We start from the raw sequence: 13,779 nt of genomic DNA on the forward strand, positions 1-13,779 counted from the left end.
AGAGTCGCCCCATGACCTCTACCGACAGCGCACAGACCCCCGCCAAGGCGCCCGCCAAGGACCCCTGGGACCTGCCCGACGTCTCCGGGTACGTCGTCGGCGTGCTCGGCGGCACCGGACCGCAGGGCAAGGGCCTCGCCTACCGGCTCGCCCGGGCCGGCCAGAAGGTGATCATCGGTTCCCGCGCCGCCGAGCGTGCGCGGGCCGCCGCCGAGGAACTCGGCCACGGTGTCGAGGGCGCCGACAACGCCGAGACCGCCCGCCGCAGCGACATCGTGATCGTCGCCGTACCGTGGGACGGGCACGGCGACACGCTGGAGGCCCTGCGCGAGGAACTGGCCGGCAAGCTCGTCGTGGACTGCGTCAACCCGCTCGGCTTCGACAAGAAGGGCGCCTACGCGATCAGGCCCGAGGAGGGCAGCGCCGCCGAGCAGGCCGCCGCCCTGCTCCCGGACTCCCGCGTCACCGCCGCCTTCCACCATCTGTCCGCCGTCCTGCTCCAGGACCCCGAGGTCGAGCAGATCGACACCGATGTGATGGTGCTGGGCGAGGAGCGCGCCGACGTCGAGACCGTGCAGGCCCTCGCCGGGCGCATCCCCGGCATGCGCGGCATCTTCGCCGGGCGGCTGCGCAATGCGCACCAGGTCGAGTCGCTCGTCGCGAACCTGATCTCCGTCAACCGCCGCTACAAGGCACACGCCGGGCTCCGCATCACCGACGTCTGAGCGGATGGGGGACACTGTCTGTCGTAGCAGTGTCCCCCGCAAGGAGCCGACCCCCATGCCCCGCATCGCCCTGTGCACCCTCGTCGTCTGCGTGCTGTCCGTGGCCGCCGCCGTCGTCTCGTTCCTCCAGGGCAGCTGGCTGGGGCTCGTCTGGGTGCTGCTGGCGGGCCTGACGTCCAACATGACCTGGTACTACGTCAAGCGCGGCCGGGCCACCACGGAGCGGGACACGTCCGTCACGGGCTGACCTGGCAGATCTCCGGCGTGCCCTGCCAGAAGCGGTACAGCTCCTGGCCGCAGTACCGCGGGAAGTCGCCCACGCCCAGGTGGCGCAGGACCGCGTCGATCACGTCGAAGAACGCGGTGTTCACCGCCGGCAGCCACAGCAGCGCGAACACGAACAGCAGCCCGAACGGCGCGAACGGCTCCACCTGACGCTTGATGTTGTACGACAGCCAGGGCTCGATGACGCCGTAGCCGTCCAGGCCGGGCACCGGCAGGAAGTTCAGGATCGCCGCCGTCACCTGCAGCAGGGCCAGGAACGCCAGCGCGTACTGGAAGCCGGCGGGCACGCCGTCCAGCGCGTGCAGCCAGAACGGCGCCGTGCACACCGCCGCGAACAGGGCGTTCGTCAGCGGGCCCGCCGCCGAGACGAGGCTGTGCCGCCAGCGGCCCGGGATCCGGCCGCGCTCGATGAACACCGCGCCGCCGGGCAGACCGATCCCGCCCATGATCACGAAGAGCACCGGGAGCACGATGCTCAGCAGCGCGTGCGTGTACTTCAGCGGGTTCAGCGTGAGATAGCCCTTCGCGCCGACCGTGATGTCGCCGCTGTGCAGGGCCGTGCGCGCGTGCGCGTACTCGTGCAGGCACAGGGAGACGATCCAGGCCGCCGTCACGAACAGGAACACCGCGACGCCGGGCTGTGCCGCCGCCCCGGTCCAGGTGGCCCAGCCCGTGACGGCCGTCACGGCCAGGATGCCGACGAACACGGGACTGACCCGGCGGTCGCCGCGGCGGGTGGTGGCGGTGGTCATCGGCGGGCTCCTGTGCGGTCGGCGGTCCGAAGTGCGACCGTACCGGCCGCGCACTCCTCGGAGAAACGTCTCGCGTCCGCCGCCGGGTTCCGGGAACCTGGGGGAATGCCACGGATGAGGGTGTTCTACGAGGACTGGCAGATGGAGTGCTGCGGCACGCCGTTCGCCGTGGGCGACGAGGTGGCCTGGCGGCTGGTCGCCTACGACGCCGAGGACATCCGCGAAGGGTGGGGCTACGGCGCCGGGGCACGGGTGGAGCGCCACGGCGGAGGCCCGGACGAGGAGACCACGGACCGGGTGAAGACCACGGGCCGTGTGCACGCCATCGAGCTGGTGCGGCAGGAGTTCCTGGTGCACACCGACCCGCGTCTGCGCGCGCAGCTCGACCGTGCCCTGGAACCGGGCGGGGAGCCGCCGGGGCTCGCCGTCCTGCCGTCCCCGTACCGCATGGAACCGGTGCCCGGCGCGCACAGCCTCCAGGCCGTCGGCACCTGCCCGAAGTGGTTCGACAAGGAGGCACCCGGCAGGGACCCGGAGCCCCACCGCATCCGGCGTGCCGTCGGCGTCCTCGTCACCCTGGACGTCCCGGGCGGCACGCCGTCCCCACCCTGTGACCCGCGCTGACCGCTCCGGAGACAATGGACCCCGTGCGCTTTTCCCTGCTCGGCACCACCCAGGTACTCCGCCCCGACGGCACGGCCGTCCCGGTCGGCGGGGCGCGGCTGCGTGCCCTGCTGGGCGTCCTCGCGCTGCGTGCCGGACGGACCGTCCCCGTCGGCGTGCTCGTCGACGAGGTGTGGGGCGCCGATCCGCCCGCCGACACCGCCGGGGCGCTCCAGGCGCTGGTCGGCCGGCTGCGCCGCACCCTCGGCGCGGACGCCGTCGCCTCCGCCGAGGGCGGCTACCGGCTCACCGCGGCGCCCGACGACGTCGACGTCACCCGCTTCGAGCGGCTGACCGCCGACGGCCTCGCCGCGCTCGCCGACGGCGACCCGGCCAAGGCCGCCGCCGTCCTGGACGACGCGCTCGACCTGTGGCGCGGCCCCGCCCTCGCCGACCTGCCCGACCACCACGCCGAGGCGGCCCGCTGGGAGACCCGCCGGCTCGACGCGCTGCGCGCCCGGCACACCGCCGCCCTCGCCCTCGGCCACGCCGAGCAGGCGCTGCCCGAGCTGACCGCCCTGTGCGACGAGCATCCGCTGGACGAGCCGCTGCAGGCGCTCCGGCTGCGCGCCCTGCGCGACACCGGCCGCCCGGCGCAGGCGCTCGCCGCCTACGAGGACGTACGACGGCTGCTCGCGGACCGGCTCGGCTCCGACCCCGGCCCGGAACTGCGCGCCCTGCACGCCGAGCTGCTGACCGAGGAGGCCCCGAAGCAGCCGCAGCGGCAGGTGCTCGGCAACCTGCCCGCCCGGCTCACCTCCTTCGTCGGCCGGGAGAGCGACATCGACGCCATCGGCGCCGACCTCGCCACCGCCCGCCTGGTCACCCTGCTCGGGCCCGGCGGCGCAGGTAAGACCCGGCTGTCCCAGGAGGCCGCCGAGGCGGTACGGCACACCGTCCGCGACGGGGTGTGGCTGGCCGAGCTGGCCCCCGTGGACGACCCCGAGGCCGTACCGCAGGCCGTGCTCACCGCCATCGGCGCCCGCGAGACCGTGCTGCACGGCGCCGGCGCCGAGAGCATCCGCGCGGTCACCGACCGGCCCGACGACCCGCTCGAACGGATCGTGGAGCACTGCGCCCGCCGCCGGATGCTGATCGTCCTCGACAACTGCGAGCACGTGATCGAGGCCGCCGCCCGCCTCGCCGAGCGCCTGCTGGCCCGCTGCCCGGGACTGACCGTCCTCGCCACCAGCCGGGAACCCCTCGGCGTGCCGGGGGAGCGGGTGCGCCCGGTGGAGCCGCTGCCCGAGCCGGTCGCGCTCAGGCTGCTCGCCGACCGGGGCGCCGCCGCCCGGCCCGGTTTCCGCATCGAGGACGACCTCGAGGCGTGCGCCGAGATCTGCCGGCGGCTCGACGGACTCCCGCTCGCGATCGAGCTGGCGGCGGCCCGGCTGCGGATGCTCACCCCGCGCCAGATAGCCGACCGGCTGGACGACCGCTTCCGGCTGCTCACCTCCGGCAGCCGCACCGTGCTGCCCCGCCAGCAGACCCTGCGGGCCGTGGTCGACTGGTCCTGGGAGCTGCTGGACGCCGCCGAACGGGACGTCCTCGCCCGGCTGTCCGTCTTCGCGGGCGGCTGCGACCTCGCCGCCGCCGAGGCCGTCTGCGGCCCGGCCGCCCTGGAGGCGCTGGGCTCCCTGGTCGACAAGTCCCTGGTGGTGGCCGCCCCTTCGGCCGACGGCGGGATGCGCTACCGGCTGCTGGAGACCGTCGCCGAGTACGCCGGTGAACGCCTCGACGAGACCGGGCGGCGCGCCGAGGCCGAGCGCGCCCATCTGACGTACTACCGCGAACTGGCCCGCACCACCGACCCGTTGCTGCGCGGCCCCGGGCAGCGCGCCGCCATCGACCGGTTCGAGACCGAGTACGAGAACCTGCGCACCGCCCTGCGGCACGCCGTCGCCGCCCGCGACGAGCAGGAGGGGCTGTGCCTGGTGCTGTCCCTGGCGTCCTTCTGGCAGATGCGCGACCAGCGCATTGAGACCCGCGGCTGGTGCGAGGAGGTCATGGCGCTCGGCCCCGACCCCTTCGCCGAACCGCTCCGGCCCGCCCGGCCGGTGTGGCGGCCGTGCACCGAGACCCCGCCCCCGTACAGCGGCGAGGTCCTCGCCGAGGCCCGGCGCGGCGTCCACCTCGCCCATCTCGCCTGCATGGACCACGACCTGGCGGCCTGGCAGACGCCCGAGGCGCAGGCGAAGCTGCGCGCCATCGCCCGCGCCTACGAGCCCGGGATGCCGCAGACCTGCCGGGTCCCCGGCCTGCTGTGGTTCTACGCCGTCATGCTGACCGGCGGCGCCGAGCGGATGTGGACGGTCATCGACGCCTGCGTCCGCACCAGCCGCGACACCCCCGGCTTCGAGTGGGAGCTGGCCGTGACCCTGCAGATGCGCGCCAACCTCCTCGCCAACCGCGCCGCCTGGGCCGGCAGTGCCGCCGAGGACGCCGAGGAGGCGCTGGAGATCTTCCGCCGCATCGGTGACGCCTGGGGCACCGCCGAGGCGCTGTCCGCCCGCGGCGAGGCCCACGAACGCCAGGGCGCCTACCACGAGGCCGCCGCCGACTACCGCGCGGCCATCGAACACGCCGAACTCCTCGGCGCCCGCGGCCAGATCGCCATCCTCCGCGCCCGCCTCGGCGCCGTGCTCATGGAGGTCGGCGAGATGGAGCGCGGCGAGCGGCTGCTGAGGGACGTCATCGCCAGCCAGGACGGCTCCCTCAACGAGGCGATGCCCGCCGCCCGGCTCTTCCTCGCCTGCTGGCTGGGCCTGACCGGCCGCGTCGCCGAGGCGAGGGAGCAACTGGTCCGGCTGCGCGAGGAGTTCAGGATCGCGCACTTCGTCGTCTTCGACTCCATGCTGCTCACCCAGGAGGCCTGGCTGGACGCCCTCGACGGCCGGGCCGAGGAAGCGCTCGAGCGGTGCCGGCGGGCGCTGCGCCTGGCCCGCGACCCGCTGACCCAGACCATCGCCCCGCACCTGGAGTCGATCTGCCTCACGAGCGCGGCGATGGCCCTCGCGCGCCTGGACGGCGGCAGCCGCGCCGTCGACGGCGCCCGCTGCCTGGGCGCCGCCGACGCGCTCTTGCCGGCCGGCCACATCCTGTCCGGCGTCGAGCGCCGCTGCCACGACCTGGCCGAGGGCCGGATCCGGCAGGTGCTGGACGAGACCGCCTTCCGGGCCGCGTACGCCGAGGGCGGTGGCCTCTCCCTCGCGGAGGCCACCGCCCTGGTCTGACGGCACGGCGAACGTCAGTGCTTGGTGCGGAACTTGTGGATCGCGACCGGTGCCATGACCGCCGTGATCCCCACCGACCAGGCCACCGTCACCCACAGGTCGTGCGCGACCGGGCCGCCGATCATCAGTCCGCGGGCCGCGTCCGCGAGCGTGGACAGCGGGTTGTAGTCGGTGAAGGCCTGCAGCCAGCCCGGCATCGACGTGGTCGGGGCGAAGATCGAGGACCCGAACTGCAGCGGGAACAGCACCAGGAAGCCCATCGCCTGCACCGACTGCGCGTTCTTCAGGATGACGCCGAGGGTGAGGAACACCCACATGATCGAGGAGGCGAACAGCGCGGACAGGCCGACGGTCGCGAACAGGCCGGTCCAGCTGGTGATGTGGAAGCCGACCAGCACGGAGACGATCATCAGCACGGCCGTGGCGAACAGCATCCGCCCCAGCTCGACGGCGATCTTCGCGAACAGCACGGACCCGCGGCCGATCGGCAGCGACCGGAACCGGTCCATGACCCCGCTGTTGAAGTCCTGGCTGAACCCGGTGCCGACGCCCTGGGCCAGCGTCATGCTCATCATGGCGATCATGCCGGGGATGACGTACTGCACGTACTTGCTCTGGCCGCCGCCCAGCGCCTGCCCGATCGAGCCGCCGAAGACGTACACGAACAGCAGGGTGAAGACGACCGGCATGAGCAGCGCGTCGAACATCGACTCCGGGTCCTGGCGGATCCACAGCAGGTTGCGGCGGATGAGCGCGCCGGTGTGCCGCAGGTGCCCGCGCAGCGGGATACGGGCGTCGGTGGGCAGGGTGGTGATCGCAGGGGCGGCGCGAAGCGCCTCGTTCAGGGTGGTGGTGGGCGACGGGTGGGAGCTCATACGGCGACCTCCTCGCGGGCGTCGGCGGGCTCGGTGTCCTGCGGGGCACTGGCGCGGTGGCCGGTGAGGGACAGGAACACCTCGTCCAGGCTGGGGAGTTCGGTGGTGATGGAGGAGATGGTGATGCCGCGCGCGGTGACCGCGCCGACCACGGCGGTGAGCTGCTCGTCGCTGAGGATCGGCACCAGCAGGGTCCCGGACTCGGTGTCCACGGTGGTGCTCGCGAGCCCGGTGATGCCCAGTTCGTCCATCATGTCGGCGAGCGGCCGCAGCTGCAGCGGATCCACCGGCCGGACCCGGAGGGTGCGCCCGCCGACGCGGGCCTTGAGTTCCTCGATCCGGCCGCCCGCGATGACCTTGCCGCGGTCCACCACGGTCAGCTCGGAGGCGAGCTGCTCGGCCTCCTCCATGTACTGGGTGGTCAGCAGCACGGTCACGCCGTCGCCGACCATCGCCTTCACCTCGTCCCACACCTCGTTGCGGGTGCGCGGGTCGAGCCCGGTGGTCGGCTCGTCCAGGTAGAGGACGGCGGGCCGCCCGATCATCGAGGCGGCCAGGTCCAGCCGCCGCCGCATACCGCCGGAGTAGGTGCTCGCCGGGCGCTTGGCCGCCTCGGTCAGCGAGAACCGCTCCAGCAGTTCGTCGGCGCGGGCGCGGGCGTCCTTGCGGGACAGGTCCAGCAGCCGGCCGATCATGTACAGGTTCTCCCGGCCGGACAGCTTCTCGTCGACGGAGGCGTACTGCCCGGTCAGCCCTATCACCCGGCGCAGCTGCCGGGGCTGCCGTACGACGTCGTAGCCGGCCACGGTGGCCTGGCCGGCGTCCGGGGCGAGCAGGGTGGACAGGATCCGGACGAGGGTGGTCTTGCCGGCGCCGTTCGGACCGAGCACACCCATCACGGTGCCCTCGCGCACGTCCAGGTCGACACCGTCCAGCGCCTTGGTCTCGCCGTAGTGCTTGACCAGTCCCCGTACCGTCACGGCGTGGCTCGCGCCGCCGGGGTTCTCATGGATTCGCGTCATGCGGAAGAGAGTGCCAGCCGCCACCGACAAACCACCGACAGCCGGCCGACAGGGCGCCGACAGCGGTCCGCCGGGAAAGCGGCAGCGGTCCGCCGGGAAAGCGGCAGCCCCGCTGACGGGGGAAGATCAACGGGGCTGCCGGGGTGTTTCCGCAGTGGCTAGTGGACGGAGTGCTCCTCCAGCGGGAACGTGCCGGAGACGACCTCCTCGGCGAACGACCTCACCGCGTCGCCCATGACCTCGCGCAGGCCGGCGTACTTCTTGACGAACTTCGGCACCCGGCCGGAGGTCAGGCCGAGCATGTCCGTCCAGACCAGGACCTGCGCGTCGGTCTCGGGCCCGGCGCCGATGCCGACGGTCGGGATGTGCAGCACGCGCGTCACCTCGGCCGCCAGCTCCGCCGGAACCAGCTCGAGGACGACGGCGAAGGCGCCCGCGTCCTGCACGGACTTCGCGTCGCGCAGGAGCTGCTGGGCCGCTTCCTCGCCCCGGCCCTGCACCCGGTAGCCCATCGCGTTGACGGACTGCGGGGTCAGCCCGATGTGGGCCATGACCGGGATGCCGGACTCGACGAGGAGCCGGATCTGGTCGTGCGAGCGCTCGCCGCCCTCCAGCTTGACCGCGCCGACCCCGGCCTCCTTCACCAGCCGGGTCGCCGAGCGCAGCGCCTGCACCGGACCCTCCTGGTAGGAGCCGAAGGGGAGGTCGCCGACGATCAGGGCGCGCTGCGTGCCGCGTACGACGGCCGCCGACAGCATGGTCATCTCGTCGAGGGTGACGGGCACGGTCGTCTCGTACCCGAGGTGGCAGTTGCCCGCCGAGTCGCCGACCAGGAGCACCGGGATCCCGGCCTCGTCGAAGACGGACGCGGTCATCGCGTCGTAGGCGGTGAGCATGGGCCACTTCTCGCCGCGTTCCTTGGCGAGGGCGATGTCGCGGACGGTGATGCGGCGGGTGCCCTTCCCCCCGTACAGCGCCTTGCTGCCGTCGGAGGGCTTGTGCTGGGCAGCCGAAAGCTGCGTCATGGCAACGGCTCCTTCAGTCATCTCGAGGCGCCCTTACGGCGTCCCCGGATCGTCTCCATGGTGGCACCTCGTGCCAGTCAGGGCCAGAGGGGCCGCCTGTGATCCCCGCCGATGGCCGGTCCCCGCCCCTGGCCGACCGGGCCCCTGGCGGTTCCCTGTAACGCCTTGATAAAGACGTAAGATACGAGACCGTTCCGTATCGAAATTGTCGTAGGCTCGCACCCATGACAAGTCCTGTCCCTGCCTCCCGGATACCGGAAGCGGTGCACCGGCGCCGCTGGGCGATCCTCGGCGTCCTGATGCTGAGCCTGCTCATCGTGGTGCTCGACAACTCGATCCTGAACGTCGCCATCAAGACCATCGCCAGCCCCGCGCCGACCGGCCTCGGCGCCTCCCAGGGGCAGATCGAGTGGGCGATCAACGCCTACACCCTCGTCTTCGCGGGTCTGCTGTTCACCGCCGGCCTCATCGGCGACCGCCTCGGCCGCAAGAAGGTGCTGCTCGGCGGCATCGCCGTGTTCGGCATCGGCTCCATGCTCGCCGCCGAGTCCGGCACGCCGGACCAGCTGATCGCCTACCGCGCGCTGATGGCCCTCGGTGCCGCCTTCGTCATGCCCGCCACCCTCGCCGTGCTGATGAACGTCTTCGAGCGCGAGGAGCAGCCCAAGGCCATCGGCATCTGGGCCGGCGGCGTCGGCCTCGCCATCGCCATCGGCCCGATCACCGGCGGCGCGCTCCTCGACCACTTCTGGTGGGGCTCGGTCTTCTTCATCAACGTGCCGATCGTGGTCGTCGCGCTGATCCTGATGACCTGGCTGGTGCCCGACTCCCGTGACCCGAAGCCCGGCCGCCTCGACCCCATCGGCGTCGTGCTGTCCGTCGTCGGCCTCGTGCTGCTGGTCTACGGCATCATCAAGGGCGGCGAGCTGGCCGACTTCACCGACGCCAAGGTGCTCGCCACCATCGTCGCCGGTCTCGTCGTCCTGGCCGGTTTCGTCCTGTTCGAGAAGCGCAGCGACCACCCCTCGCTGGACGTCAGCTACTTCAAGAACAAGGTCTTCTCGGCCGCCATGAGCGCCATCGCGCTGGTCTTCTTCGCGCTGATGGGCGTCACGTTCTTCGGCGTCTTCTACACCCAGAGCGTGCGCGGCTACTCCCCGCTGGAGTCCGGCGTGCTGATGCTGCCGCTCGCCGCCGCCCAGCTGATCTTCGCGCCGCGCGCCCGGCTGCTGGTCGACCGGTTCGGCAACAGGGCGACCACCACCGCCGGGCTGGTGCTGATCGCCGCCACCCTGGGCGCGTTCGCCACCTTCGAGGCCGACACGCCGATCTGGATCCTCGAGGTCGTCTTCTTCCTCATGGGCACCGGCATGGCGCACATCATGACCCCGACCTCGGTCGTCATCATGCAGGCGCTGCCGCGCGAGAAGGCCGGCTCCGCCTCCGCGCTCAGCAACACCTTCCGCCAGGTCGGCGGCGCGCTCGGCATCGCCGTCCTCGGCTCGGTGCTCGCCACGTCGTACCGCAACGGCATCGAGGGCAAGCTCGGCGTGCTGCCGCCCGCCCTGCGCGACAAGGCCGCCGAGTCCATCGAGGCCACCCTCGGCATCGCCGGCAGGCTCGGCCCGCAGGGCAAGGCCCTGGTCACCCCCGCCAACGACGCGTTCCTGCACGCCATGCACGTCACCGCGCTGTGCGGCGTGGGCGTGGCGCTGATCGGCGCCGTGGTGACCGGCCTGTTCCTGCCCGGCAAGCCGCCGGCCGCTCAGGCGGACGAGCAGGAGACGGAGTTGGTCGTCGCCGCGGAGTGACGCGGACGCGGACGCGGACCGACGCCGTACGGTCGTACGGTCGTACACGGGGGAAGGAGGCGGCTGCGGGACGATTCCCGCAGCACAGTGAGAGGACGGACACGACGTGAGCCTTGCCGAGAGCCGGCCGCGACCGGACGGGCCCGCGCGGGGGCGACCCCGCAGCGAGGCCGTGGAACGGGCCATCCTGGACGGCGTGATGAAGCTCCTGGAGGAGGGCGTACCGCTCGCCGAACTCTCCATCGAGCGCGTCGCGCGCACGGCCGGCGTCGGCAAGGCCACCATCTACCGCCGCTGGAGCGGCAAGGAGGAACTGTTCGTCGACGTCGTGCGCGCCGCCGAACCCCCCGACCCCGAACTCCCCGGCACCTCCCTGCGCGACGACCTCGTCGTGCTGCTGGAGTCCCTGCGCCAACGCGGGCTCCTCCAACGCACCTCGGCGATCCTGCACAACGTCTACGCGCAGATGAAGCACAGCCCCAAGATCTGGTCGGCGTACCACGCCAGCGTCATCGCACCCCGCCGCCAGCTCGGCATGGAGGTGCTGCGCCGGGGCCGGGACAACGGCGAACTGCGGCCGGACGTCGACCTGGAACTCGCCAACGACCTGTTCGTCGGCCCCATGCTCGTGCGCACCGCGCTACGCCCCGACGGCGACCTCCCCGAGGACCTCGCGGAGCGGATCGTCGACGCGGTCCTGGTAGGCCTACGGCCCGTCAGCTCGACAGCTTCGTAGCACCGATGTGCACGTTTCGTCACAAACCCCGGGCGTCCCGGGAGTGACGGAACCCGCCGTCCCGCTCCGCTCGTCATCGTCTTCCGTACGGCCGTCATACGACGGCGGGGAACGGAGCCGATCATCCCCTAGGGTCGACAGGAACACGGGGGGACGACGGTGTGTGCACGGCAGGCAGTGAGGCAGACGGTATGGCGCAGCAGGCGTACATGACGGAGACGGTAGGCGGCGGCTCGGGGCCCGAGCGACCGGGAACCCGGCTTCGGCGCCTGCTGCACCGGCTGCTCGACGGCTGGCGGGGCGATCCGCGCATCTGGCGCCGCGGCCTCGTCCTGGCGGCGCTGGCCGTGATCCTCGCCCTGGTGATGCTGCTGCACTCGCACATCCCGAACCGGGTGGGCAACCTCGGCAGCCTCACCGAGACGTTTCTGCCGTGGCTGGGCCTCGCCATCCCGGTGCTGCTGCTCCTCGGCCTGCTGCGCAGGTCGGCGACCGCGCTGATCGCCGTACTCCTCCCGGCCGTCGTGTGGCTGAACCTCTTCGGCGGGCTGCTCACCGACAAGACGGGCGCCGGCGGCGACCTGATGGTGGCGACCCACAACGTCAACGCCGAGAACCCCGACCCCGCGGGCACCGCCCGCCAGGTGGCCGCCTCCGGCGCGGACGTCCTGGCCCTGGAGGAGGTCCCCGCCGGCGCCGTACCCGTCTACGAGAAGGCGCTCGCGTCGACGTACCGGTACCACGCGGTCGAGGGCACGGTCGGACTGTGGAGCAAGTACCCGATGAGCGACGTGCGGGCGGTGGACATCAAGCTCGGCTGGAAGCGCGCGATGCGGGCCACCCTCGCCACCCCGAAGGGCCCCGTGGCGGTGTACGTCGCCCACATGCCCTCGGTGCGGGTGAAGCTGGAGGCCGGGTTCACCGCCCGGCAGCGCGACACGAGCGCCGACGCGCTGGGAGAGGCCATCGCTGCCGAGCCGCTCAAGCGGGTCATCCTGCTCGGCGACCTGAACGGCACCATGAACGACCGCTCGCTCAACGCCGTCACCTCCCAGATGCGCTCCACGCAGGGCGCCGCGGGCAGCGGCTTCGGGTTCAGCTGGCCGGCGTCGTTCCCGATGGCGCGGATCGACCAGATCATGGTCAGGGGCGTGGAGCCGGAGAGCTCCTGGACCCTGTCGCGCACCGGCAGCGACCACCTTCCGGTGGCCGCCCGTGTGAAGCTCGACACGTCGTCGTAACCCCTTGGAATACTGCGCCCGAGAGGATTTGTTCCGCAGCTGAACATAAGCTGTACGGAACTCCGCTCTCGTCGGCTCCCACGTCGGGTCGACTCCTACCTCGAAAGGCACAGGCCCTTCATGCCCCTGGCCCTGCTCGCTCTGGCCGTCGGCGCTTTTGGAATCGGAACGACCGAGTTCGTGATGATGGGCCTGCTGCCCGACGTCGCGGACGACCTGCACATCTCGATCCCCGCCGCCGGGCACCTGGTCTCGGCGTACGCGCTGGGGGTGGTGATCGGCGCCCCCCTGCTGGCCGCGCTCACCGCGCGCATGTCCCGCCGCACGGTGCTGATCTCCCTGATGGCGCTGTTCGTCGCGGGCAACGCCCTCTCGGCGTTCGCCCCCGGCGACGACGCCCTGCTGGCCGCCCGCTTCCTCAGCGGCCTGCCGCACGGCGCCTTCTTCGGCGTGGGCGCGGTCGTCGCCACGGGGATGGTCCCGCCGGAGCGCAAGGCGCGGTCGGTGTCGCTGATGTTCCTGGGCCTGACGGTCGCCAACATCGCGGGCGTGCCGGTGGCGACGCTGGTCGGCCAGCACCTGGGCTGGCGCGCCACCTTCCTGGGCGTGAGCGTGATCGGCCTGGCGGCGATCGCGTCGCTGGCGCTGCTCGTTCCGCGTGACGGGGGTCGTACGGCGGCGCCGGCGGGCCTGCGCCACGAACTGGCCGCGCTGAAGTCCCTGCCGGTCTGGCTGGCCCTGGGGACGACGGTGGCGGGCTTCGGCGCGCTCTTCGCGGCGTACAGCTATGTGACCCCGATGCTGACGGAGTCGGCCGGGTTCGCGGAGACGAACGTGACGCTGCTGCTGGCCCTGTTCGGCGTGGGCGCGACGGCGGGCAACCTCCTGGGCGGCCGCCTGGCGGACCACTCCCTGCGCGGCACCCTCTTCGGCGGCCTGACGTCCCTGGGACTCGTCCTCGTGCTGTTCCCGCTGCTGATGCGCGCGGAGTGGAGCGCGGCTGGGGCGGTGGCCCTGCTGGGGATGGCGGCGTTCGTCACGGGTTCGCCGCTCCAGCTGATGGTGATGGAGAAGGCGGCCGCGGCCCCGTCGCTCGCCTCCTCCGCCAACCAGGCGGCCTTCAACCTCGCCAACGCCGGCGGCGCCTGGATCGGCGGCCTCGCCCTCGCGGCGGGCTTCGGTACGACGTCCCCCGCACTGGCCGGCGCGATGCTGGCGGTCCTGGGCCTGGGCGTGGCAGGCGTGGCGTGGGCGGTCGACCGGCGCCGGGTGACTCCGTCGGCCGGCCGCGTGGTCACGTCCCACGTACCGGAGGGGTCGGGGGCGTTGCACCACTGAGGGCGCTCGGCCCTTGGCCTGCCTGCCTGCCCGCCCACCCGACCCGGTCGGATCCAAGTCGGCGCAACGCAAA

The 13,779-nt window shown here is 72.6% G+C and carries 12 protein-coding genes; 8 read left to right on the forward strand and 4 right to left on the reverse strand.

Annotated elements, in window-relative coordinates; all coding sequences use genetic code 11:
• The first annotated feature begins 11 nt into the window (after nucleotides 1–11).
• Both npdG and AB0950_RS05625 read left to right on the forward strand, forming a co-directional pair.
• Nucleotides 12–725, forward strand: a complete 714-nt coding sequence (gene npdG / locus AB0950_RS05620) for an NADPH-dependent F420 reductase (protein WP_360143659.1) — start codon at nucleotides 12–14, stop codon at nucleotides 723–725.
• 55 nt (nucleotides 726–780) lie between these two features.
• The gene (locus AB0950_RS05625) at nucleotides 781–972 is read left to right on the forward strand and encodes a hypothetical protein (protein ID WP_360143656.1); all 192 of its coding nucleotides are present in this window, start codon (nucleotides 781–783) and stop codon (nucleotides 970–972) included.
• Here the strand turns inward: AB0950_RS05625 and AB0950_RS05630 are convergent.
• On the reverse strand, nucleotides 962–1,762 hold the full coding sequence (locus AB0950_RS05630; protein ID WP_360143653.1) for a site-2 protease family protein: 801 nt from the start codon (nucleotides 1,760–1,762) through the stop codon (nucleotides 962–964). The two genes, AB0950_RS05625 and AB0950_RS05630, sit on opposite strands and share 11 nt — an antisense overlap.
• A gap of 114 nt (nucleotides 1,763–1,876) precedes the next feature.
• On the opposite strand from AB0950_RS05630, the gene AB0950_RS05635 reads away from it, so the two are divergent.
• Both AB0950_RS05635 and AB0950_RS05640 read left to right on the forward strand, forming a co-directional pair.
• Nucleotides 1,877–2,386 carry a DUF6578 domain-containing protein gene (locus tag AB0950_RS05635; protein ID WP_360143650.1) on the forward strand — a complete coding sequence of 170 codons (510 nt, stop codon included), beginning with the start codon at nucleotides 1,877–1,879 and terminating at the stop codon, nucleotides 2,384–2,386.
• A gap of 14 nt (nucleotides 2,387–2,400) precedes the next feature.
• Nucleotides 2,401–5,658 carry a BTAD domain-containing putative transcriptional regulator gene (locus AB0950_RS05640; protein ID WP_366777873.1) on the forward strand — a complete coding sequence of 1,086 codons (3,258 nt, stop codon included), beginning with the start codon at nucleotides 2,401–2,403 and terminating at the stop codon, nucleotides 5,656–5,658.
• 14 nt (nucleotides 5,659–5,672) lie between these two features.
• On the opposite strand, the gene AB0950_RS05645 is transcribed toward AB0950_RS05640, so the two are convergent.
• The 3 genes from AB0950_RS05645 to panB form a co-directional block, all read right to left on the reverse strand.
• On the reverse strand, nucleotides 5,673–6,533 hold the full coding sequence (locus AB0950_RS05645) for an ABC transporter permease (RefSeq protein WP_360143644.1): 861 nt from the start codon (nucleotides 6,531–6,533) through the stop codon (nucleotides 5,673–5,675).
• Entirely contained in the window at nucleotides 6,530–7,555 is a 1,026-nt protein-coding gene (locus AB0950_RS05650; protein ID WP_360143641.1) for an ATP-binding cassette domain-containing protein, read from the reverse strand. The genes AB0950_RS05645 and AB0950_RS05650 overlap by 4 nt, the downstream gene beginning before the upstream one ends.
• A gap of 158 nt (nucleotides 7,556–7,713) precedes the next feature.
• Nucleotides 7,714–8,580 (reverse strand): 3-methyl-2-oxobutanoate hydroxymethyltransferase, encoded by an 867-nt coding sequence (gene panB / locus AB0950_RS05655; protein ID WP_366777874.1) that lies wholly within the window; start codon nucleotides 8,578–8,580, stop codon nucleotides 7,714–7,716.
• 224 nt (nucleotides 8,581–8,804) lie between these two features.
• On the opposite strand from panB, the gene AB0950_RS05660 reads away from it, so the two are divergent.
• The 4 genes from AB0950_RS05660 (at nucleotide 8,805) to AB0950_RS05675 (ending at nucleotide 13,706) form a co-directional block, all read left to right on the forward strand.
• Nucleotides 8,805–10,391 (forward strand): MFS transporter, encoded by a 1,587-nt coding sequence (locus AB0950_RS05660; protein WP_360571104.1) that lies wholly within the window; start codon nucleotides 8,805–8,807, stop codon nucleotides 10,389–10,391.
• Nucleotides 10,392–10,497: 106 nt separating this feature from the next.
• Nucleotides 10,498–11,127: a TetR/AcrR family transcriptional regulator gene (locus AB0950_RS05665; protein WP_360143635.1), complete on the forward strand. Its 630-nt coding sequence runs from the start codon at nucleotides 10,498–10,500 to the stop codon at nucleotides 11,125–11,127.
• 191 nt (nucleotides 11,128–11,318) lie between these two features.
• The gene (locus tag AB0950_RS05670; protein WP_361981088.1) at nucleotides 11,319–12,368 is read left to right on the forward strand and encodes an endonuclease/exonuclease/phosphatase family protein; all 1,050 of its coding nucleotides are present in this window, start codon (nucleotides 11,319–11,321) and stop codon (nucleotides 12,366–12,368) included.
• Between the two features lie 120 nt (nucleotides 12,369–12,488).
• Nucleotides 12,489–13,706 (forward strand): MFS transporter, encoded by a 1,218-nt coding sequence (locus tag AB0950_RS05675; protein ID WP_360143629.1) that lies wholly within the window; start codon nucleotides 12,489–12,491, stop codon nucleotides 13,704–13,706.
• The last annotated feature ends 73 nt before the right edge of the window (nucleotides 13,707–13,779 follow it).

This window comes from Streptomyces sp. NPDC007189 (genome assembly GCF_040703635.1).
In the GTDB taxonomy this organism is placed as follows: domain Bacteria; phylum Actinomycetota; class Actinomycetes; order Streptomycetales; family Streptomycetaceae; genus Streptomyces.

Coding starts and splice junctions, on each gene's coding strand:
- npdG (WP_360143659.1), top strand. CDS start 12: ATGACCTCTACCGACAGCGCACAGACCCCCGCCAAGGCGCCCGCCAAG.
- AB0950_RS05625 (WP_360143656.1), top strand. CDS start 781: ATGCCCCGCATCGCCCTGTGCACCCTCGTCGTCTGCGTGCTGTCCGTG.
- AB0950_RS05630 (WP_360143653.1), bottom strand. CDS start 1,762: ATGACCACCGCCACCACCCGCCGCGGCGACCGCCGGGTCAGTCCCGTG.
- AB0950_RS05635 (WP_360143650.1), top strand. CDS start 1,877: ATGAGGGTGTTCTACGAGGACTGGCAGATGGAGTGCTGCGGCACGCCG.
- AB0950_RS05640 (WP_366777873.1), top strand. CDS start 2,401: ATGGACCCCGTGCGCTTTTCCCTGCTCGGCACCACCCAGGTACTCCGC.
- AB0950_RS05645 (WP_360143644.1), bottom strand. CDS start 6,533: ATGAGCTCCCACCCGTCGCCCACCACCACCCTGAACGAGGCGCTTCGC.
- AB0950_RS05650 (WP_360143641.1), bottom strand. CDS start 7,555: ATGACGCGAATCCATGAGAACCCCGGCGGCGCGAGCCACGCCGTGACG.
- panB (WP_366777874.1), bottom strand. CDS start 8,580: ATGACGCAGCTTTCGGCTGCCCAGCACAAGCCCTCCGACGGCAGCAAG.
- AB0950_RS05660 (WP_360571104.1), top strand. CDS start 8,805: ATGACAAGTCCTGTCCCTGCCTCCCGGATACCGGAAGCGGTGCACCGG.
- AB0950_RS05670 (WP_361981088.1), top strand. CDS start 11,319: ATGGCGCAGCAGGCGTACATGACGGAGACGGTAGGCGGCGGCTCGGGG.
- AB0950_RS05675 (WP_360143629.1), top strand. CDS start 12,489: ATGCCCCTGGCCCTGCTCGCTCTGGCCGTCGGCGCTTTTGGAATCGGA.